Genomic DNA, 20,839 nt, shown 5'->3' on the forward strand with positions numbered 1-20,839 from the left:
CGTCAGGCGGCCGGCACGCGGCGCCAGATGCGCACTTCGTACAGATAGTCGGGCAGCGCGGAGGTGGCGTGGCCATAGCCGTTTTGCGCCAGGATGCGGTACAGCGGGCGCGGCTCGCGTTCGATCAGGATGCACAGGTGGTCGCCCTCGGGCAGGCGCTCGAGCGCGTCGAGCACGCGTTCCAGCGGTTCGGGCGGCTCCAGGCCGCGCACGTCGATGTGGTGGGTTTGCGGGGTAGGCGCGGCGGCGTTCATGCGGCGCTGGCCATCTGGTCCATCGCCCCGAACGCCTGCATGGCCGCCACCAGCTTGTGGCAGTTCGGCGCCAGCACGCGCTCGATCATCGGATAGAGCACGCCTTCTTCCTTTTCGCTGTGCTGGTACAAAACGATGCCCAGCGTGTCGGCGTGATTGAGGAACGCATCGGTATCGCGCTCGCGCAGCGCATTCGACAAGCGCTGCGCCACGCCGCGGATGCGCAGGTGCTCGCTGCGCATCGCGGCGGTGGGGGCGCTGGCGGCGCCGATGGCGTTTTCGAACGCCGGAAAAATGATCCGCTCCTCGATCAGCAAATGCCGTTCCAGCGCGTGGCAAAAGGCGGCGAAGCAGTGTGCGGCTTCGCGCCACAGTCCCTTGCGCACGGCGCGGCGCGCGTCTGCGAACAGTGCGTCGCAGCGCACATGGTCGGCTTCGAGATAGCTTCCGATTGTGTCCATCGTGGTCTCCTGCTGTTTGTGCATGGCGCCATTGTCGCCGCTTCGCAGTCCGGAAATCCTTGATGCACGTCAAAGATTTCCGGACTGCCGTCGGGCTACAGTGCAGTCCCCCACCTTACGACGAATGAACATGATGTCAAATTCTTCCGACGGCGCCGCGCCGTTCGAACTGGTGTGCCCTGCCGGCAGCCTGCCGGCCCTCAAGGCGGCCGTGGACAACGGCGCCGACTGCGTCTACCTGGGTTTTCGCGACGCGACCAACGCCCGCAATTTCGCGGGCCTGAACTTCGACGAGGCGGCCATCGAGCAGGGCATCGCCTACAGCCATGCGCGCGGACGCAAGGTGCTGCTGGCGCTGAACACCTACCCGCAGCCGTCCGCCGGCGCCCTGTGGCGGCGCGCCATCGACCGCGCCGCCGGCGCCGGCATCGACGCCATCATCCTGGCCGATCCGGGCCTGATGCGCTACGCCGCCGAGCGCTATCCGGCGCTGCGGCTGCACCTGTCGGTGCAGGGTTCCGCCACCAACTACGAGGCCATCAACTTCTTCCATCGCCACTTCGGCATTGCCCGGGCCGTGCTGCCGCGCGTGCTGTCGGTGGCGCAGGTGGAGCAGGTTGTACGCAATACGCCTGTGGAAATTGAAGTCTTCGGCTTCGGCAGCCTGTGCGTGATGGTCGAAGGGCGCTGCGCGCTGTCGTCCTACGCCACGGGCGAATCGCCCAATACCCACGGCGTGTGCTCGCCGGCCAAGGCGGTGCGCTGGCAGCAAACGCCGGCCGGGCTGGAGGCGCGCCTGAGCGGCGTTCTGATCGACCGCTACGCCGACGGCGAGCAGGCCAATTATCCGACCCTGTGCAAGGGCCGTTTCGACGTCGCCGGCGAACAGTTTTACGCGATCGAGGAGCCGGCCAGCTTGAATACCCTGGAACTGCTGCCGCAGCTGATCGAGCTGGGCGTCTCCGCCATCAAGATCGAAGGGCGCCAGCGCAGTCCCGCGTACGTGGCGCAGGTAACGCGCGTATGGCGCGAGGCGATCGACCAGTACCGCGCCAGTCCGATGCGTTTTTCGGCCAAACAGGCGTGGATGGCGGATCTGAACAAGGTGGCCGAGGGGCAGCAGCATACGCTGGGCGCCTACCACCGCTCATGGAAATAAGGGAGGCAGCATGATGAAACTGGCCCTCGGCCCGGTGTTGTACTACTGGCCGCGCGATACGATGATGGCGTTCTACGACACGGTGGCGGCAAGCCCGGTCGATATCGTCTACCTTGGCGAAACCGTGTGCTCGCGCCGCCACGAGCTGCGCCTGCCCGACTGGCTGTCGCTGGCCGCCATGCTGGCCGACGCCGGCAAGGAAGTGGTGCTGTCGACCCAGGCGCTGCTCGAATCGGGCAGCGATCTGACCAACCTGCGCAAGCTCACCTCGAACGGGCGCTTTGCGATCGAAGCGAACGACATCGGCGCCGTGCACTGCCTCGACGGCAGCGTGCCGTTCGTGGCCGGCCCGCACCTGAACCTGTACAACGAAGACAGCGTGGCGCTGATGGCGCAACTAGGCGCGCGGCGCTGGGTCATGCCGCTCGAAATGGGGCGCGCCGCGCTGGCGGCGATGCAGCAAAGCCGGCCGGACGGGCTCGAGACCGAGGTATTCGCGTATGGCCGCATGCCGCTGGCGTTTTCGGCGCGCTGCTTTACGGCGCGCCACCGCAACCTGGGCAAGGACGATTGCCAGTTCAGCTGCATGGCCCATCCGGACGGGCTGGAATTGCGCACGCGCGACGCCGACACCTTTTTGATCCTCAACGGCACCCAGATCCAGTCGCACCTGGTGTACAACCTGCTGGGCGAGCTGGCGGTATTGGCGTCGATGGGCGTGGACGTGCTGCGCATCAGTCCACAGGCGCAGCACACCGAGGCCGTGGTCGCGCTGTTCGACCGCGCGCGCCGGGGCCAGGTCGACACCGGGCAGGCGCTGGCCGGGCTGGCCCCGTTGATGCCGGCGGCGGCGTGCGACGGCTACTGGCACGGCAAGCCGGGCATGGCGTTCGACAGGCGGGAGGCGGCATGAAGCAGCACGTTTACCCGGCTGTTCCGGCCCCGCTGGCCGGTTTGTTGGGCCGCCTGCCGCGTTTTCCCGGCTCGCTGCTGTTTGCCGCCGGCTTGAGCCGTGTGCTCGGGCCGCAGCTGCCCGGCGACGTGCGCACCGCGCTGGAGGGGCGCTCGATCAGCATCGGCGTGCTTGACGCCGGCGTGCGCTTCGACGTGAGCTGGCGCGGATCACGCTTCGTGGCCCTGGCGGCCCAGCCGGCGCCGGACCTGTCGATCGGGGCCAGCGCGCGCGACTTTTTGCTGCTGGCGCAGCGGCGCGAAGATCCTGACACGCTGTTTTTTGCACGTCGCCTGACCATGGAGGGCGACACCGAACTGGGGCTGCTGGTGAAGAACACGCTCGACGCGATTGATGTTGCGCTGTTCGATCCGGAGCGTTTGCTACCGGCGCGCTGGCGCCGGGGTTCTGCCATGTAAAGGAGGTCGATGATGGGTACCGACAGGGCGGCGCTGCCGCTGGTGTATTCGTGTTCGGGGTGTTCGAGCGCGGCGCAGATGGCCAATTACCTGGCGCTGGCGCTCGATCGCAGTGGGGCGGCTGAAATGTCGTGCATCGCCGGCGTGGGCGGCGGCGTGGCGCCGCTGGTCAAGCTGGCGCGCTCGGGCCGGCCGGTGCTGGCGATCGATGGGTGTCCGCTGGCGTGCGCGCGCCAGTGCCTGGCGCAGCATGGGGTGGTGCCGGACAAGCATGTGCTGCTCAGTGAGCTCGGGGTGCGCAAGCGGATGCATGCGGATTTCGACAAGGAGCAGGCCGATGAACTGGCGGTGCAGTTGCGTAGCGACGTGGACGCACTCGTATCGGCGGCCATGCCCGTCGTTCCCGCGTAGGCGGGAACCCAAGAAATCACCGACTATGCCCGTCGTTCCCGGCCTCGGCGGCCCCTTGGCGGGAACCCAAGTCTGTTCCGCAGCCAGTAGCGGCTCAACAAACTTGGGTTCCCGCCAAGGGGGCCGCCGAGGCCGGGAACGACGGTCGCAAGGCTTACGGCGCTACGCGGGCCGTAACACAAAGCTGTCGAAGCGCGCGGCAATCCGTTCAAGCGCCGCGGCGCTCATCACCGACCCCGCCGTCGCGTTCAGGCCGGCATCGGCGCAACCCTGCGCGCGGAAGGTCTGGATCGCGTAATTGCGCACGCCGGCGCCGGCCAGCGTTTCCGCCAGGTCTTCAACCTCGGCTTCCGACAGCAAGGCCGGGTGCAGGGTGGTCCTGCACTCATGCGCCACGCCGCTGTCGACGATCATCTCGAGGCAGGCGCGCGCCGGCGCGCCGCTGTCGAACACGCCGGTCACGCGCGGGTAAGCCGCGAACGGCGCCTTGATATCGAATCCCACCCAATCGACCAGCGGCAGCACCGCCTTCAACTGGCGCGGATAGATGCATGCCGTGTGCAGCCCGACCGCAAGCCCCATCTGGCGCACTGCCGCCATCGCAAAGGGCAGGGCCGGGTCCATGGTCGGCTCGCCGCCGCTGAACACCACGCCATCGAGCAAGCCGGCGCGGCGCGCCAGCAGGGCCATGACGTCGGCCCAGGCCAGCGGTCCGCGCTGGCGCGGCTGCAAGTGCGGATTGTGGCAGTAGCCGCAGCGCCACGGGCACCCCTGGATGAACACCGCGGCCGCCAGCTTGCCGGGAAAATCGGTTGCGGTAAAGGCGGTGACACCGCCCACCCGCAGCGCGCCGGCGCCCACGCTAGCCGCGCGCCGCAATGGCGCGTTCGGTGAACCAGGTACGCTCGTGGAACTCGCCCTTCTTGCCGGTATTGAAGGACGATACGGGACGGTGATAACCCATCACGCGGGTCCAGACTTCGCAGGGCTGGCGCTCGGCATCGGTTAACGTGATGGTTTTTGGTGCAAAAAATACGGCTTGGCTCAGGTCTGACATGGATAGCTCCTTTAGTGGTTACGCAAAGTGTTTATGCAAGTTCGCGTTGCTTGCGCGCGATCAGGTCCAGATCGCATTTCGGACAAAACGGGTGGCTGCCCCCCAGGTAACCGTGCTTGGGGCAGATCGAAAACGTTGGCGTGACGGTGATGTACGGCAGGCCAAAGCGGCTGAGGGCGCGTTTGACCAACTGGCGGCAGGCGTCGGCGGAGGACAGCGGCTCGCTCATGTACAGGTGCAGCACGGTGCCGCCGGTGTACTTGCGCTGCAATGGGTCCTGCCGCTCCAGCGCCTCGAACGGATCGTCGGTAAAGCCGACCGGCAGCTGCGAGGAGTTGGTGTAGTAGGGCATGGCGTCGGTGCCGGCCTGCAGGATGTCCGGATGGCGCTTGCGGTCCTCGCGCGCGAAGCGGTAGGTGGTGCCTTCGGCGGGTGTGGCTTCGAGGTTGTACATATGGCCGGTCTGGTCCTGGAACTCCAGCATGCGCGCGCGCACATGGTCCAGCAGGCGCAGGGCGAAGGCGTGCCCCGAGTCGGTGGAGATATCGTGCTCGCCCCAGGTGAAATTGCGGATCATCTCGTTGACGCCGTTCACGCCCAGGGTCGAGAAGTGATTGCGCAAGGTGCCCAGGTAGCGCTTCGTGTACGGGAACAAGCCATTGTCCATGTGGCGCTGGATGACCTTGCGCTTGATCTCCAGGCTGTCGCGGCCCAGGTCCAGCAGGCGGTCGAGCGCGTCGAGCAAACCTTCTTCGTCGTCCGCATGCAGGTAGCCCAGGCGCGCGCAGTTGATCGTCACCACGCCGAGCGAGCCGGTTTGCTCGGCCGATCCGAACAAGCCGTTGCCGCGCTTGAGCAGTTCGCGCAGGTCCAGTTGCAGGCGGCAGCACATCGAACGGATCATGTTCGGCTTCAGTTCCGAGTTGAGGAAGTTCTGGAAGTAGGGCAGGCCGTAGCGCGCAGTCATCTCGAACAGCAGTTCCGCGTTCGGGCTGTTCCACGCGAAGTCCTCGGTGATGTTGTAGGTCGGGATCGGGAAGGTGAACACGCGGCCCTTGGCGTCGCCGGTCATCATGATCTCGATGTAGGCGCGGTTGATCATGTCCATCTCGACCTGCAAGTCGCCGTAGGTGAACGGCATGTCGGTTCCGGCGATGTGCGGCACCTGCTCGCGCAGGTCTTCCGGGCACACCCAGTCGAAGGTCAGGTTGGTGAAGGGCGTTTGCGTGCCCCAGCGCGATGGCACGTTCAGGTTGTAGATCAGCTCCTGGATGTACTGCTTGACGCTCTCGTAACTGAGCTCGTCGACGCGCACGTAGGGCGCCATGTACGTGTCGAAAGAGCTGAACGCCTGGGCGCCTGCCCATTCGTTTTGCAAGGTGCCGAGGAAGTTGACGATCTGGCCGATGGCGCTCGACATGTGTTTCGGCGGCGCCGATTCGATCTTGCCCGGCACGCCGTTCAAGCCTTCGTGCAGCAGCGTGCGCAGCGACCAGCCGGCGCAGTAACCGGCCAGCATGTCGAGGTCGTGGATATGCAGGTCGGCGTTGCGGTGGGCGGCGCCCACGGCGGGTGGATACACGTGATCGAGCCAGTAGTTGGCGATCACCTTGCCCGACACATTGAGAATCAGCCCGCCCAGCGAGTAGCCCTGGTTGGCGTTGGCGTTGACGCGCCAGTCGCGCTGTTCCAGGTATTCGTTCATCGACGCTTCGACGTCGATCAGGCTTTTGCGGTCGCGCCGCAGGCCGTGGTGCTGCTCGCGATAGACCACGAAGGCACGCAGGGTGGCGCGGTGGCCGGCGTCGAACAGGGCGGTCTCCACCGCATCCTGGACTTGCTCGACGCCGGGGGTGTGGACGCCCAGTGCGGACAGCGCGGGCAGGACCGCGTTCCAGGTCAGCAGATGGGCGGCGTCGGCGTCGAACTCGCCGCTGGCCAGCGCGGCGCGCTCCAGGGCCGACGCGATGCGGGTGGCGTCGAACGGCTTGACGGCGCCGTCGCGCTTGCGGATGTGGGTGGGTAAGTGAAGCGGTGGAATAATCATTTGCTCTCCATGAGGCACAAGATGTAGTGCATGGAGAGAGGTTAAATACTATATATAGTGTGGTCAACGGAGTTTTGGAGCGCTTGTAAAATCCTTGATCCAGGTTGGTTTTTGGTGGCCGTGGCGCCTATTTGAGCGCCAACCGGATCTGCGCGACGAAGGCCGGATCGGGCAGGGGACTCAGTTGCGTGCTTGCGGCCAGCAGTTTGCCGTTGGCGTCGAGCAGGCAGACGCGCGCGGTGTGATTGATCTCTCCGTTGGTGACGGCGCGGTACTTGACCTGCAGCGCGCCGGCCATGGCGCGCGTATGGGTTTCGTTGGCGGCCACCGCCAGGCGGAAGATGGCGGGATCGAGCTTGTGCGATTTTGCCAGTCCGGCCAGCGAGTCGGGCGTGTCGTACAGCGGGTCGAGGCTGACCATCAGCACCGCCAGCCGTCCCGGTGCGGGTTTGATCAAGTCGACCGTGCGGCGCAGGTTTTCGATGATGATCGGGCAGGCCGCGTTGCAGTCGCCGTAAAACATTGTCACCAGCAGCGGACGGCCGGCCAGTGCGCGCCAGTCGAACTGGCGGCCCTGGCTATCCTTGAGCGGGACCGACAGGCGGTAGAGCGAGTCGGGCGGCAGCGCATCGGCGTGCGCCAGCGGGGCCGCGATGAAGCTGGCGGCAAGGATGCTCGCGCGCAGCAGCGCGCGGCGCATCGGATTGAAGGTGTTCACGGGGAGTCTTTCGGTTTGGGTGCATCGGTGGCCGCGCCGCGTGCGCAGCGAAAGCCCAGGTAGCCGCCATCCTGCGCGCCTTCCATCGCCGCCAGCAGCGCAATGCGCATCAGCACCGCGTAGTTGCGGCGGTCGCCCAGCGAAAGCGCCGCGCCGCCGCAGTAATCGAGCTGCTTGCGCGGGTCCTGGGTGCGGCTGTCGGCGCTGACGAACAGCGCGCTGTAATCTTCGACCCATTCCCACACCAGGCCGTGCATGTCGTACAGGCCGTGGTAATCCGGCGGATTGGCGCGCACCCGCGCGGGCGGCGTGCTGGCCGGATGGGCGTACCAGTTAAGGATATGTTCCAGCCATTGCGGGTCGTCGCGGGCGTCGGCGCGGGTGGCGTCGGCCGCTGCGGCGTATTCCCATTCGTGCCAGCGCGGCAGACGCGCGCCCTCGCTGGCGCAAAAGGCGTTCGCCGCGTGCCAGCTGACGTTGGTGACCGGGGCATCCGGCGCCAGCGCGCCGTGATCCGCAGGGCCGCGCCACGCGGCCAGGTACGTCGGCGCGGCCAGCACCGCCGGCGCCTGGCCGCGCTGCCACTCGGGATGCGCGAGCACGAAGTCGCGGAATTCGGCGTTGCTGACCGGCGCCGTACGCATCGAAAACGGCGCCACGATGGCCGGCGCCTCCTTGCCGTCGGCCGGCATGACGGAGCGCAGCTCGCCGCCGGGCAGCGCCGCGTACTGGCCGGCTGCTGCGGCGCCGCACAACATCGCCGCGCAGGCGAAGGTGGTCAGGTGACGTTTCATCGCGCGTTCAATTGGCTTTGACCTGGCGCATCTGCTTGACCTGGGCCGGCGTGATGACGGCTTTGCCGCCGTTCATGTCGGTGCTGACGTAGTTGATGACGGCGGCGACATCGTCGTCATCGAGGTCCTGCGGCGGCATGACCGAGTTGTAATGCTCGCCGTTGACGACCATCTCTCCGCTGCGGCCATGCAGCACGATATGCGCCATTTCGTAAGGCCGCTGCTGGAAGAAATCCGAGTTGGCCAGCGGCGGGAACACTCCCGGAACGCCTTTGCCGTCCGGCAGATGGCAGGCCGCGCAGGTGTTGTCATACACCGCCTTGCCGCGCACGCGCTGCGCGCTGGTGACGGCGGGCGCCGGTGGCGCCTTGGCCGCAACGGCCGGTGGCTTGGCGCCGCTCAGCGCTGTCTTGATGCCCTTGCCGTAAATATCGAGCCGTTCGGGACCGCTGATCGCCATCAAGCCGACCGCGCCCTTGTTGAAGGCGCGCGTAAGCGAGTGGTCCACCAGGGTCAGGTTGCCGGGTACTTTGGGGACGAATTCGACGATGGTCGAGCCGCCCGGAGGCACCAGCGTGGTCTGGACGTTTTCCTGGAAGCGCGAGCCGCCGTCGGCAAAGACCTTGTCGAAAATAGCGCCGATGATGTGGAAGCTCGATACCGTGTTCGGTCCGCCCACGCCGAAGAACATGCGCACCTTGTCGCCCGCCTTGGCGGTGAGCGCGCCCTGGCCGGTGAGTGCGCCGTCGGCGCCGTTGAACAGCACGTAGGTGGGGCGCTCGTCGATGGCCTTTTGCAGGTCGAAGCCTTGCAGGCCGGGGGCGCGGTAGGCGCCGGTGGTGTAGAAGTCACCCTGCATGACGTAGTATTCCTTGTCGACCTTGGCCATGCCTTCCTTCGGTTCGACCAGGATCATGCCGTACATGCCGTTGGCGACGTGCATGCCGACGGGCGCGGTGGCGCAGTGGTAGACGTACAGGCCGGGGGCCAGCGCCTTGAAGGTGAAGCTGGCTTGATTGCCCGGGGCGATCAGGGTTTGCCCGGCGCCGCCACCGGGACCGGTGACGGCGTGCAGGTCGATATTGTGGGGCAGCTTGTTGCCGGAGAGGTTTTGCAGGTTGAGTTCGACCGTGTCGCCTTCGCGCACGCGGATCATTTTGCCGGGGACGGTGCCGCCGAAGGTCCAGAAGGTGTAGCGCGTGCCGGGTGCGATTTCGCGCTCGATTTCCTCGACCGTCAGGTTGACGACCACGCGCGCCGGGGTCTTGCGCGTGATTTGCGGCGGCAGCGCGGGCGGGGCGAGCAGCTCCTGATGGATGACTGGCAGCGCCGCTTCGGCGCCCTGGACGTGCAGCGAGAGGAGGGCGGAAGCGGTGGCGAGGCAGGTGCCGGCGAGACGGAGAGGAAGCGAGCGCATGATAAGACCTTTTCTTTTTCTGTTGGACGTTGCGAAAGGCAGCCGTCAACAGCATGCTAAGGTTTGCGTTCGGGAAATTCCTTGATGTGGATTACATTTTGGGGCAATCTGGCGAACCGTTGGCGGTCCGACGGCGCGATGGAACCCGATGGCGCCGGCTTTTCAGTGTCTTCGGCTTTCTTTAACCCGTCATCGCCCGTGTCCTCACCGATGTCAGGTCTGACTGCAAGGGCGTCATTCGGACACGAACTCAAGCATGAGGGCGCAGGTTCACGCAAGACTGCCGTGTCCGCGTGGACGGAAACATCTGCACGGAGGGCGGGGCCGGCGATTGAACGAATCGGTGGTCTCTGCTCGCGCGGGAAAATGACAGCCTTACCTGGACAATATTGTTAGTGGGGAAAAAACATGGCATGGGATGATGGAGACTTTTTCGGTGAGCACATCATGGCTGGTGATAAACCGGCCGATGAATTCGGTCTTTGTCTCAAGCGGATATGCGCCGCTTATGAGGATAGATTCGAACGAAAGCCGACGGTAGCCGAGCTGTTGTATTCGTTCTCTATTGTATTGAGGTCTACTCCGGAGCAATACTGCTCCGATCCCGCAGCAGTTGAGAGGATGATGATTTCTTTGAGCGGCAAAAAAGCAGGCGCCACTGAAATCCAGGCACGGAAGTAACTACCGAGCCGCTACGGGGCCGATGACTCCACCGGTATCAGGTCTGGCTTTGGTGAGGTGACCTGTCAATATGGTCACTCCAGTTTGAGACAGCTTTTTGCTCTTTGCTGAATTTTTCGGCAAATATAGCAGGCGCGATGTTGCCGAGCCGAGAGTGTCGGCGCTGGCGGTTGTAAAAAATCTCGATGTGTTTCTGGATCGCCTCCTCGGGGGCGGTTCGGGTCTGGAACTGTCGGTGGTAGATCAATTCGTTCTTCAAGCTGCCCCACAAGCTCTCCATTGGGGCATTGTCATAGCAGTTGCCTTTGCGCGACATTGTTACCTTCATTCCGAACTGGTTGAGCAGGGCGACATAAGAATGCGCGCAATATTGGCTGCAGTGATCCGAGTCATGAATCAAGCCAGGCGCCAGGCGTTTGGATTGGAAGGCTCGCCGCAGGGCCTTCGACGTCAGTTCGGTGGTCATTCGATCGCTCATCGCGTACCCGACAATTTCACAAGTAAAAACATCCTTGATGCCTGCAAGGTAACCATCTTTCACTGGTGGCAATGTAGGTGATGTCGGTCACCCACACGGTGTTCGGGGCAACCGGCTTGAACACTTGTCCAAGCAGATTCGGGGCCACTGGCAAAATCGTGATTTGAGTTAGTTGTAGCCGTAAATTTGCGCTTCTGCTTGCAGCGCAGCGTCAATGCTTGCCGCAGCCGCGCAATCCGGTCGCGGCCAGCGACAAATCCTTGAGCTTGCAGTTATGGCTGCAATCGTACTTCGCCATACGTCTGCCGAGTCTGGCGATGTGCCGCGACAATGGCCACCTTCAATCGCTCGTCATCTCAATGTTACGGTCATTGACCTGAGCGACGTGCCCTTCGAAGTGCTCAGCATTACGGTCTCTCTCATTTCCTCAGTGGCCCATTTTGGTATTAATTTACTCCAGTTTGGCATGCAGATATCCGATTATTGGTGTTATATTGGTATACCGATATTGCACATAAAACATCGGAATTGTCGCGTAAACCGATTTCGCCATCATCGCGCGAGCACGGAGTGACGCGCGGCACACGGATCAGCCAGGTCTATCTCCGGCACGCAAGTGCCCCGACAATTTGATATGGAGCCTCAATTGAACAGAACAATCATCAGCAGCCTGATCATCAGCGTACTGGGCGGGTCGCTGGCCGCCTGCGGCGGCGGCAGCGACAATACGTCCATCGGCACCCAGTCATCCCAAAGCAAGATGTTGGCGGCAACGAGCGTGTGTTACGCAGCGTGGAACAGCGCCGCCGTCTATGATGGCGGCAAATCGGTCAGCTACGGGGGGATCAACTACACGGCTGCCTACTGGACGCAAGGCGACAATCCATCGACCAACAGCGGGGCCGCTGGAAGTGGCAAGCCATGGACGGTGAGTGGCTCGTGCGGCACCACGCCGACACCGACGCCGACACCGACGCCGACACCTACGCCGACGCCGACACCGCCCCCAAGCTGTTCATCCCAGACCTGGACCGCAGGAGTGAACTACAGCTTGGGCACCGTGGTGAAGTACCCAGCTAACGGCAATTTCTATAAGGTCGTCAATAACGGCACCAACGGCTCCGACGGTACTGATCCGACCATTAGCACCTGGTATTGGCAGCAAACTACTTGTGGCAGCACGCCAACTCCGACGCCTACTCCGGACCCGGCAGGTAGTTTTGCCGGCCTGTCAAAAGCTCAGTTCGAAGCATGGTTCCCCAGCCGCAGTTCGTTCTACCAATACGCCGACTTCGTCGCTGCGGCAGGTTACTATCCAAGCTTTGCCAAGTCGGGCAACGCTACCCTGGACAAGCAGGAAGTGGCCGCCTTCTTCGCCAACCTGCAGCACGAGTCGGACAACCTAAGGGCAGTCAGGGAATACAACACCGCCAACTGGCCCTTGTACTGCGACGTGAACTGGGTACGAGTCACCTGCAAGAGCACCAACATGGTCGACCAGTACTTCGGTCGCGGCCCGATCCAGATCAGCTGGACCTCGAACTACCGCAGTCTGGGCAACGCCATGGGCCTGGGCGAGCAACTGGTGACCAATCCGGAACTGTTGGCCACCAACGCCACCATCGCCTGGAGAAGTGCGGTCTGGTACTGGATGACCCAACCGGGCCGCGCCGGCAGGTCGGCGCATGACTCGATGGTGGGCGGATACGGTTTCGGCCAGACCATCAATGCCATTAACGGCAATCGCGAATGCGCAGGCGGCACCGAGTACCAGGGGCCGGCACAGATGCAGACCCGGGTGAATTACTACACCACCTTCACCCAGAACTTGGGCGTACCCACCGGTCCTAATCTGACTTGCTGATAGGCACCGGCTGAAGCTCAGGCCTGAAACGTAAAAGGCGGCATCGATATCCTGATACCGCCTTTTTCATATCTACACCCTCTAAGTCACGCGCAATGTCGAGCGCGCAAACCAACGATGCGATGGCTTGCCGAAGCCGGCGGCAGCGCCGCCAGATTGGCGCTCAGGCCGGCAGCTACCCGACGATGAAGACGTGTCGCGTGAGGGCGACCGCGACGATGTAGGAGACCGTCAGCAGCGCCGCGCCGAAGGCGATGGCGCGCACCTGCTTGGGACGGCCCGGCTTGAGCGCAACCACGCCCAGCCCGATGTAGAGCACCAGCGCCACCACCTTGGCGCCCAGCCAGGGCTGGGCAAACGGGTACTGGCCGCTCCACACCACCATGGTAATCGCACTGGCCAGCAGCACCGAGTCGACGATATGCGGCGCGCTTTTCACCCAGCGCCGCCCCAGTTGCGGCGAATCGCGCAGCATCCACACGCCGCGCAGCAGGAACAGGAAGATGCTGAGCGCCGCGCAGCCCATATGCAGGTGTTTGACGGCGAGGTAGCCCATGCTTGTCCTTCTCTTCAGGCGATCCCGAAGTCGATGATGATTTCGCCCGGCGCGCGCGCTACGTAGGCGATCGTCACGCGCGATCCGAAATGGGCCTCGATCTGCGCCAGCAGCGGCAGCGGATCGTGGTCGTTATAAAAGCGCATGGTCTCTCCCGGCTCCAGCGCGGACAGCGCGCCGAAAATGGCGGCGTGCCGGAAGCGCTTGGCGACGCCACGCGCGTCGAAGGGGTATAGACCAATGGAAGCGGTCGAGAAAACAGCGTTTGTCATGTTGCTACTCCTGTTAGTGTAATCGATGCGAACCCCGGCGGGAAGTGCCCGCCGGGGAAACCTGCCTTAGCGCCTGTTTGGTGCGACCGAGCCGATGACGACATTGCTGCCGCGCGCCCCGGTGGCGAGCTTGATGGCGAACAGCGCGAGGAATCCGCAGCCGACCGCAAACACCACATCACCCGGCACGCGCAGCCAGACCAGCGTTTCCATCAGCGGCGAATGGACCACCTCCGGCGAACGGGCGAACCAGGTGCCTTGCGTGACGCTGGCCCAGGCCTGGTAGATCCCGGAAGGCAGCAGCGACATGAAGACCATCATCGCCAGGCCGATGTTCAGGCTCCAGAACATGGGGCCGAGCAGTTTGTCGGACCAGGCTGCGCGTTCGGTCAGGCCGCGCAGGCAGAACAGCATCAGGCCGATGCCGAGCATGCCGTACACGCCGAACAGCGCTGCGTGACCGTGGGCGGCGGTCATGTTCATGCCCTGCATGTAGTACAGCGCGATCGGGGTGTTGATGGCGAATCCAAGCAGTCCGGCGCCAACCACGTTCCAGAAACCGACGGCGATGAAGCACAGGATCGGCCATTTGTAGGCTTGCACCCACGGCGCCGCTTTCGAGCGCTGGTAGTTGCGCCATGCTTCAACCCCGATCATCGCCAGCGGTACCACTTCCAGCGCGGAGAACATGGCGCCGATCGCGATAACAAAAGTAGGCGTGCCGGTGAAGTACAGGTGGTGCAGGGTGCCCAGGATGCCGCCGAACAGGAACACGATGGTTTCCAGGATGATGGCGCTGTTGGCGGTGGACGCGGCGATCAGGCCAAGGCGCGTGAACAGCAGCGCGATGACGGCGGTGGCGAACACTTCGAAGAAGCCTTCGACCCACAGGTGGACCAGCCACCAGCGCCAGTATTCGACCATGGCGTAGTGGGTGTGCGGACCCCAGGTCAGCGAGGTGGCGTAGAAGCCGCCGATGCACAGGGCCGCCAGGAACACCATGGCGATCAGGCCGCGGCTTTCCGATGGGGTGCGCAGGGCGGGCATCAGGCCGCGCCCGAGCAGCAGGACCCAGAACAGCAGGCCGACGAACAGCAGGATCTGCCACACGCGCCCCATGCTGGTGAATTCGAGCCCTTGGTTACCGATCCAGAAGCTGTAGTCGTTGCCCATGTGTTGCAGGGTGCCGAGCCAGCCGGTGGCGGTGGAGCCGGCCACGATGAACAGAAGCGCGTAGAACAGGACGTTGACGCCGAGCGCCTGGTACTTCGGTTCGTGCCCCGAGATGGCGGGAGCGATGTACAGGCCCGTGGCCAGCCAGGCGGTGGCGATCCACAGCACGGCGAACTGGGTGTGGATGGTGCGGCTGACGGTGAACGGCAAAATCTGGCCGAGCGGGAAGCCGAAGAAGCTCTGGCCCTCGACCGCGTAGTGGGCGGTGATGATGCCCATGCCGACCTGCACCAGCACCAAGGCGATGACGACCCAGAAGTACTTGCGGGTGGCGCGCATCGAGGCGGTCGGTTTCATGTCGAACAGCGGGTCGGACTTGGGCGGCGCGGGGTCGCCGCCTTCGTGGGCGCGGCCGTGGTAGAAGATCATGGCGGCGATGGCGGCGATCATCAGGATCACGCTGGCGATCGACCAGATGCCGGCGCCGGCGGTGGGGCCGTTGCCGACCAGCGGTTCGTGCGGCCAGTTGCTGGTGTAGCTGATGGCCGTTTCGCCCGGACGGTCGGTGGCGGCCGACCAGGACGACCAGAAGATAAAGGCCGGCAGGGCGCGCAGGTCGTCGGGATCGACCAGGCTGCCCGCGCTCATGGCGTACTGCTCGCGCAGGGCGTCGAGTTTGGGATCGGCGCCGAACAGGGCGCTGTAGTGGGCGGCGACTTCACGCACGGCTTGGGCGCGTTCCGGCGAGACGGTGATGATGCCGGTGCGCGCGTCCCAGGTATTGGCGCGCATCTCGCGCTTGAGGCGCTCGCTCAGGGCGGCCTGCTGTTCGAAGTCGAGCTGCGCGAACGGCTTGCCGAATTGCTTGGTGGCGTAGATCTCGCGCAGGGCGAGCGCTTCGCGGTGCAGCCAGTCGGCCGACCAGTCGGGCGCAAGGTAGCTGCCGTGGCCCCAGACCGAGCCGAGCTGCTGGCCGCCGGCCGAGAGCCAGGCTTGCTGGCCGCGCTGGACCTGGCCTTCGGAGAACAGTACCTCGCCCTGGCGGCTGGTCACTTGTTGGGGAATCGGGGGAGCGCTCAGGTAGATCTCGGTCCCGACCCAGCCGAGAACGGCGAAGGACAGGACACAGATGACTGCGAGCCAGGTCCATAGTTTGCGTGAGGCGTGCATGGCGTGGTTTCCTTGTTATTAGAATGAAGCGGTACAGTCCGCTCCGTTAAAGAAGGATTCTAGATACATCTATTTAAACAAGCAAGTTAAATACTTCTTTTGCGCATCGTGACGCCATCTGGATCAGTACATGTATACTGAATACCTATTTGACCCGTCATCCAACCATCCGCCAACGCCATGCGACTGACCGCCTATACCGATTACACCTTGCGCACCCTGATCTACCTGGGCATGCACCGCGATCGCCTGGCCACCATCCAGGACATCGCCGACGTGCACGGGATTTCGAAGAACCACCTGATGAAGGTGGTCTACCAGCTTGGCTTGTCGGGCATGGTGGAGACGGTGAGGGGGCGTAACGGCGGGCTGCGGCTCAAGCTCGAGCCGGAAGTGATCAATATCGGCGCCGTGGTGCGCCACAGCGAGACCGATTTTTACATGGCCGAGTGCTTCGATCCGGGCAGTAACGCCTGCACGCTGGCGCCGGCGTGCGCGCTCAAGGGCGTGCTGGCGGCGGCGACGGCGGCGTATTTGAAAGTGCTTGACGGGGTGACGCTGGCGAACTTGATTGAGCACAGCGCCAAGCCCGGGGGAAGGGCGGATAAGGCGATTATTGTTTGGAAGTAGGGCTACGGAGACGCGTCGAACTTGGATTCCCGCCGAGGGCCGCCTTGGCGCGGGAAGTCGTTTCTGCCAGTGGCAGGAAGTCGTTTCTGCCAGTGGCAGGAACGACGAGCTAGCGGGAACGACGCGGTAAAGTGATTCCGATTCCTATGACTGTGCGGTGTACACCATCGCAAAGCCGCCACCGGGCGTGCGGAAGTTGGTGGTCTGGCCTTGGTACACGCGCGCAGCCGTCCACTGCACCGCGCCGTCGTAGGTATAGCTGCGAATGTCGAACTTGAGCCGGTCCGGCGCTTCGGCGCTGCCGCCGGTGCGGGCCGGCGGCGCCATGATCGCCTGCGCCACATAGTCGCCGTCCAGGATGTCTTCCCAGGCGCGCTTGGTCAGTTTGTCGCCACGGTAGGCGGCGCGGCCGCCGTAGCCGGCCACCGGTTTGAAGAACCATTCGCGGCGCGTGCGCCACAGGCGTTCGGCCTCGCTGGCCCGCACCAGTTCCGTATGCGGTATCGCGCCGATCAGAATCGCGCGCGTCGCTTCGGGCACGCCCAGCTCGGTGAGGCGGGCGTCGTCGGACAGCAGCGCCAGGTTACGCTTGTCGGCGTACAGCGCATGCGCGCGCGGGTGCGGCGTGAGCACCACGGCGCAGGCCAGGTAGGCGTCGCGCAGGGCCGCGTGTTCGGGCGCGTCGAGCATGAAGTCGGTCAGGCGGTTGTAGACCAGGTCCACAATCAGGTCGCCGCGCCACAGGCTGCCCGCTTCCCAGCGCAGCATGGACGGGTCGACGATCAGCGCTTCGATGTCGTGGCGCGCGAACAGCTGCTGAAACAGCAGGAACTCCGGATACAGATACTGGTTCTCCGGTTCGTCGTCGACAATGACGATCGTGCGCAGCGGCGTGCTGCGCCCGCCCAGGCGCCACTCGTTGCGGAACATGGCGACGATGGCCTCTTCCAGCGCTTGCGCGCGCGCGGCGCCGTCGCCGGCGTCGCCAATGGCGCTGCAACCGCGACCGGCGCGCGCCAGCGCCGCGTTGAGCAGGGCGCCGCCGGCGTTGGTGTTGATTTCGATCAGGCCGACCGCGTCGTCGCCCACGTGGAAGTCGTAGCCGTAAAACACGCCGCGCGCGCCGGGATCGTGGCGCGCGATGGCCGGCGCGTCGGCCAGTACCGCGGCCTGGTAGGCCGGCAGCGCCACCACGGCGTGCACCGCGTCGATCAGCTGCGCCATGCGCGCCGACTGGGCCGGCGACACGAACACCGGCAGCGCCGCGAACAAATGCGGGCAACGCTCGCTGATCAGGTCGTACACCTCCGGTCCCGCATGGTCGTTGCGCAGCGCCTCGGCCAGCGCTTGGGCCGACGGTCCGGCGCAAAAGCAACTGGCGTTCAGGCCGGCCGCATCTTGGGTGGCGCAGCTTGGGTCACAGCGGGAATCGGGTGTTGCAAAGTCTTGCATGATGCGGCCTCACGGTTTCTGGGTCTGTTGTTATACCTCAAAACGCGCAAACGCATCGTTGATTTGTATCAACACGACTTGCCGCGCCTATGCAGGCTAGTTCTTTTGGGCTAGTCATCTAGCCAGATTGCCTTTCATAACTCGCCCTCAGGCTAATAGTCGTGCTCTACGGCAGCACGTAAGCTTCCTGTATCAGGTCATCGGTCCGGGAGAAGAACGTGTCTAGCAAGATTCAACAACAGAATAAGCAACAAATCGCGGTGCTGGCCAGCAGTACCTTCGCCTTCACCATCTGCTTCGCCATCTGGATGATGTTCGCGGTGCTGGGCATCCCCATCAAGGCGCAACTGGGCCTGAACGAGACCGAATTCGGCCTGCTGGCGGCCACGCCGGTGCTGAGCGGCTCGCTGGTGCGGGTGCCGCTCGGCATCTGGACCGACCGCTTTGGCGGGCGCATCGTGTTCTTCATCCTCATGCTGGCCACCGTGCTGCCGATCTGGCTCATTTCGTACGCCACCGCCTACTGGCATTTTCTGGTGCTGGGCCTGTTCGTCGGCCTGGCCGGCGGCTCGTTCTCGGTCGGTACGCCCTACGTCGCGCGCTGGTTCGGCAAGGAGCGGCGCGGGCTGGCGATGGGCATCTTTGGCGCCGGCAATTCGGGCTCGGCGCTGACCAAGTTCGTGGCCCCGGCCATCATCGCCGCCTTCGGCTGGCAGATGCTGCCCAAGGTGTACGCGGTGGCGATGCTGGTCACCGCCGTCGCTTTCTGGCTGTGTTCGTTCAGCGACCCGAGCCACAAGATGCCGGCCGGCGTGTCCTTCGCCCAGCAGATGACGGTGCTCAAGGATCCGCGCGTGTGGCGCTACTGCCAGTATTACTCGGTCGTGTTCGGCGGCTATGTGGGCCTGGCCTTGTGGATGACCAAGTACTACGTCAGCGAATACGGCTTCGACATGCGCCTGGCCGCGCTGCTGGCGGCATGCTTTTCGCTGCCGGGCGGCGTGCTGCGCGCGCTGGGCGGCTGGATTTCGGACAAATACGGCGCCTACAAGGTGACCTGGTGGGTCATGTGGGTGTGCTGGGTCTGCTTCTTCCTGCTGTCGTACCCGCAAACGAGCATGATCATCAAGACCGTGACCGGCAGCACCACCTTGCAGATTGGCGTGACGCCCGTGATGTTTACCGTGCTCCTGTTCGTCGTCGGCGTGGCCATGGCGGTCGGCAAAGCCTCGGTCTTCAAGTTCATCGGCGACGATTTTTCCGACAACATCGGCGCCGTCTCGGGCGTGGTGGGCCTTGCCGGCGGCCTGGGCGGCTTCGTGCTGCCGATTATGTTCGGCGCCCTGGTCGACCTGACCGGGGTGCGTTCCTCCGCTTTCATGCTGCTCTACGGCGCGGTATGCGTGTCGCTGGTGTGGATGCATTTCAGCTTCAAAGACAGTGCGCTCCCGGTCGCCCCCTAATTCAAAGGAGATATCAAAATGAGTAAATATGTGATCGCCACGTGGGAGCCGGAACTGCCGGCCTTCTGGCAAAGCAGCGGCAAGGCGACCGCCAACCGCAACCTGTGGATTTCGATCCCGGCGCTGATGTTCGCGTTCGCCGTGTGGATGGTGTGGAGCGTGGTGGTGGTGAACCTGCCCAATATCGGCTTCAAGTACAGCACCAACCAGCTGTTCTGGCTGACCGCGCTGCCGGGCTTGTCCGGCGCGACCTTGCGCATCTTCTATTCCTTCATGGTGCCGATTTTCGGCGGGCGCAAGTGGACAACGATCTCGACCGCCTCGCTGCTGGTTCCGGCCATCGGCATCGGTTTCGCGGTGCAGGACGTCAACACCAGCTATCCGATCATGCTGATCCTGGCCTTGCTGTGCGGCTTTGGCGGCGGCAACTTCGCTTCGTCGATGGCCAACATCAGCTTCTTCTATCCGAAGGCGCAAAAAGGTTACGCGCTCGGCATGAATGCCGGCCTGGGCAACCTGGGCGTGTCGGCGGTGCAGTTCGTGGTGCCGCTGGTGATCACCGCCGGCGTGTTCGGCGGTCTCGGCGGCGAGGCGCAGCAGTGGGTCAAGGGCGGCGCGACCAAGGCCATGTGGCTGCAGAACGCCGGTTTCATCTGGGTGCCCTTCATTGCGCTGACCGCGATCGCAGCATGGTTCGGCATGAACGACCTGGCCTCGGCCAAGGCGTCTTTCTCGGAGCAGGCCATCATTTTCAAGCGCAAGCATAACTGGCTGATGTGCTGGCTGTACACGGGCACCTTCGGTTCGTTTATCGGCTATTCGGCCGGCTTTCCGCTGCTGATCAAGACCCAGTTTCCGGACGTTAATCCACTCGACTACGCCTTCCTCGGCCCCCTGGTCGGAGCGTTGGCGCGGGTGGTGGGCGGCATCGTCGCCGACAAGCTCGGCGGCGCGCGCGTGACCCTGTGGACGTTCGTGCTGATGATCGGGGCCGCGGTCGGCGTGATCCAGTTCCTGCCGCATGGCGACGTGGCCAGCAACTTTACCGGCTTCTTCTGGATGTTCATGCTGCTCTTCGCCGGCACGGGCGTGGGCAATGCCTCGACCTTCCGCATGATTCCGGTGATCTTTCTCACCGAACGCCAGCGCGCGGCCGAGGGCAAGGGCCATGCCGCCAAGGAACAGGCGATCGTCGACGCCAACAAGGAAGGCGCGGCGGTGCTCGGCTTTACGTCGGCGGTGGCCGCGTATGGCGCGTTCTTCATTCCCAAGTGCTACGGCACCTCGATCGCCATGACCGGCGGTCCGGATGCGGCGCTGTGGTGCTTCGTCGGGTTTTATGTCTCGTGCATTGCGGTTACGTGGTGGTGCTACGCGCGGCGCAACGCCGACATGCCTTGCTAATGATGGG

At 64.2% G+C, this 20,839-nt stretch carries 21 protein-coding genes and 1 pseudogene; 9 read left to right on the forward strand and 13 right to left on the reverse strand.

From position 1 onward, the window contains the following. Positions 1-2: 2 nt before the first annotated feature. Together F2P46_RS01590 and F2P46_RS01595 are read right to left on the reverse strand one after the other, a co-directional pair. On the reverse strand, positions 3-254 hold the full coding sequence (locus tag F2P46_RS01590; RefSeq protein ID WP_166884583.1) for a DUF2249 domain-containing protein: 252 nt from the start codon (positions 252-254) through the stop codon (positions 3-5). Then, the gene (locus F2P46_RS01595; protein ID WP_166884585.1) at positions 251-715 is read right to left on the reverse strand and encodes a hemerythrin domain-containing protein; all 465 of its coding nucleotides are present in this window, start codon (positions 713-715) and stop codon (positions 251-253) included. The genes F2P46_RS01590 and F2P46_RS01595 overlap by 4 nt, the downstream gene beginning before the upstream one ends. Before the next feature lie 124 nt (positions 716-839). On the opposite strand from F2P46_RS01595, the gene F2P46_RS01600 reads away from it, so the two are divergent. From F2P46_RS01600 to F2P46_RS01615, 4 genes are read left to right on the forward strand one after another with little or no spacing between them, the layout of a single operon-like run. Then, entirely contained in the window at positions 840-1,874 is a 1,035-nt protein-coding gene (locus tag F2P46_RS01600) for a peptidase U32 family protein (protein ID WP_166884587.1), read from the forward strand. Between the two features lie 10 nt (positions 1,875-1,884). Then, complete coding sequence (locus tag F2P46_RS01605; RefSeq protein ID WP_229508937.1) at positions 1,885-2,787, forward strand: U32 family peptidase; 903 nt, start codon at positions 1,885-1,887, stop codon at positions 2,785-2,787. Then, a complete protein-coding gene (locus tag F2P46_RS01610) occupies positions 2,784-3,245 on the forward strand; it encodes an SCP2 domain-containing protein (protein ID WP_166884589.1) in 462 nt (153 codons plus the stop codon). The genes F2P46_RS01605 and F2P46_RS01610 overlap by 4 nt, the downstream gene beginning before the upstream one ends. A 12-nt stretch (positions 3,246-3,257) precedes the next feature. Continuing rightward, the gene (locus F2P46_RS01615) at positions 3,258-3,656 is read left to right on the forward strand and encodes a putative zinc-binding protein (protein WP_166884731.1); all 399 of its coding nucleotides are present in this window, start codon (positions 3,258-3,260) and stop codon (positions 3,654-3,656) included. Between the two features lie 162 nt (positions 3,657-3,818). Here F2P46_RS01615 and F2P46_RS01620 read toward each other — a convergent pair whose 3' ends face one another. From F2P46_RS01620 to nirK, 6 genes are all read right to left on the reverse strand, one after another. Continuing rightward, positions 3,819-4,535 carry an anaerobic ribonucleoside-triphosphate reductase activating protein gene (locus F2P46_RS01620; protein ID WP_208296472.1) on the reverse strand — a complete coding sequence of 239 codons (717 nt, stop codon included), beginning with the start codon at positions 4,533-4,535 and terminating at the stop codon, positions 3,819-3,821. Beyond that, the gene (gene nrdD / locus F2P46_RS38175; RefSeq protein WP_166884591.1) at positions 4,519-4,713 is read right to left on the reverse strand and encodes an anaerobic ribonucleoside-triphosphate reductase; all 195 of its coding nucleotides are present in this window, start codon (positions 4,711-4,713) and stop codon (positions 4,519-4,521) included. Before nrdD ends, F2P46_RS01620 begins: the two co-directional genes overlap by 17 nt. 31 nt (positions 4,714-4,744) lie before the next feature. Next, on the reverse strand, positions 4,745-6,760 hold the full coding sequence (locus F2P46_RS01630; protein WP_166884593.1) for a ribonucleoside triphosphate reductase: 2,016 nt from the start codon (positions 6,758-6,760) through the stop codon (positions 4,745-4,747). Positions 6,761-6,887: 127 nt separating this feature from the next. Continuing rightward, complete coding sequence (locus F2P46_RS01635; protein WP_368737864.1) at positions 6,888-7,478, reverse strand: SCO family protein; 591 nt, start codon at positions 7,476-7,478, stop codon at positions 6,888-6,890. Beyond that, positions 7,475-8,272: a formylglycine-generating enzyme family protein gene (locus tag F2P46_RS01640; protein WP_166884595.1), complete on the reverse strand. Its 798-nt coding sequence runs from the start codon at positions 8,270-8,272 to the stop codon at positions 7,475-7,477. The genes F2P46_RS01635 and F2P46_RS01640 overlap by 4 nt, the downstream gene beginning before the upstream one ends. Before the next feature lie 7 nt (positions 8,273-8,279). Then, positions 8,280-9,689: a copper-containing nitrite reductase gene (nirK, locus tag F2P46_RS01645; protein ID WP_166884597.1), complete on the reverse strand. Its 1,410-nt coding sequence runs from the start codon at positions 9,687-9,689 to the stop codon at positions 8,280-8,282. Between the two features lie 408 nt (positions 9,690-10,097). Between nirK and F2P46_RS01650 the strand changes: the two genes are divergently transcribed. Further along, the gene (locus tag F2P46_RS01650; RefSeq protein ID WP_166884599.1) at positions 10,098-10,370 is read left to right on the forward strand and encodes a hypothetical protein; all 273 of its coding nucleotides are present in this window, start codon (positions 10,098-10,100) and stop codon (positions 10,368-10,370) included. 37 nt (positions 10,371-10,407) lie between these two features. Here the strand turns inward: F2P46_RS01650 and F2P46_RS37375 are convergent. Next, a pseudogene (locus F2P46_RS37375) lies at positions 10,408-11,204 on the reverse strand (IS3 family transposase); the annotation flags it as partial. Between the two features lie 290 nt (positions 11,205-11,494). Between F2P46_RS37375 and F2P46_RS01660 the strand changes: the two are divergent. After that, positions 11,495-12,712: a glycoside hydrolase family 19 protein gene (locus F2P46_RS01660; protein ID WP_166884603.1), complete on the forward strand. Its 1,218-nt coding sequence runs from the start codon at positions 11,495-11,497 to the stop codon at positions 12,710-12,712. A gap of 175 nt (positions 12,713-12,887) precedes the next feature. On the opposite strand, the gene F2P46_RS01665 is transcribed toward F2P46_RS01660, so the two are convergent. From F2P46_RS01665 to F2P46_RS01675, 3 genes are all read right to left on the reverse strand, one after another. Next, positions 12,888-13,268: a SirB2 family protein gene (locus F2P46_RS01665; RefSeq protein ID WP_166884605.1), complete on the reverse strand. Its 381-nt coding sequence runs from the start codon at positions 13,266-13,268 to the stop codon at positions 12,888-12,890. Positions 13,269-13,282: 14 nt separating this feature from the next. Beyond that, positions 13,283-13,540, reverse strand: a complete 258-nt coding sequence (locus tag F2P46_RS01670) for a DUF2249 domain-containing protein (RefSeq protein ID WP_166884607.1) — start codon at positions 13,538-13,540, stop codon at positions 13,283-13,285. A gap of 66 nt (positions 13,541-13,606) precedes the next feature. Next, complete coding sequence (locus F2P46_RS01675) at positions 13,607-15,883, reverse strand: nitric-oxide reductase large subunit (RefSeq protein WP_166884608.1); 2,277 nt, start codon at positions 15,881-15,883, stop codon at positions 13,607-13,609. A gap of 180 nt (positions 15,884-16,063) precedes the next feature. On the opposite strand from F2P46_RS01675, the gene F2P46_RS01680 reads away from it, so the two are divergent. Then, on the forward strand, positions 16,064-16,513 hold the full coding sequence (locus F2P46_RS01680; RefSeq protein WP_166884611.1) for an Rrf2 family transcriptional regulator: 450 nt from the start codon (positions 16,064-16,066) through the stop codon (positions 16,511-16,513). A gap of 144 nt (positions 16,514-16,657) precedes the next feature. Here F2P46_RS01680 and F2P46_RS01685 read toward each other — a convergent pair whose 3' ends face one another. Further along, a complete protein-coding gene (locus F2P46_RS01685; protein WP_166884613.1) occupies positions 16,658-17,965 on the reverse strand; it encodes a hypothetical protein in 1,308 nt (435 codons plus the stop codon). Between the two features lie 230 nt (positions 17,966-18,195). On the opposite strand from F2P46_RS01685, the gene F2P46_RS01690 reads away from it, so the two are divergent. Continuing rightward, positions 18,196-19,428: a nitrate/nitrite transporter gene (locus F2P46_RS01690; RefSeq protein ID WP_166884737.1), complete on the forward strand. Its 1,233-nt coding sequence runs from the start codon at positions 18,196-18,198 to the stop codon at positions 19,426-19,428. Positions 19,429-19,446: 18 nt separating this feature from the next. Then, the gene (locus F2P46_RS01695; protein ID WP_166884614.1) at positions 19,447-20,832 is read left to right on the forward strand and encodes a NarK family nitrate/nitrite MFS transporter; all 1,386 of its coding nucleotides are present in this window, start codon (positions 19,447-19,449) and stop codon (positions 20,830-20,832) included. The last annotated feature ends 7 nt before the right edge of the window (positions 20,833-20,839 follow it).

Source organism: Massilia sp. CCM 8734, assembly GCF_011682155.1.
Classification (GTDB): domain Bacteria; phylum Pseudomonadota; class Gammaproteobacteria; order Burkholderiales; family Burkholderiaceae_D; genus Telluria_A; species Telluria_A rubra.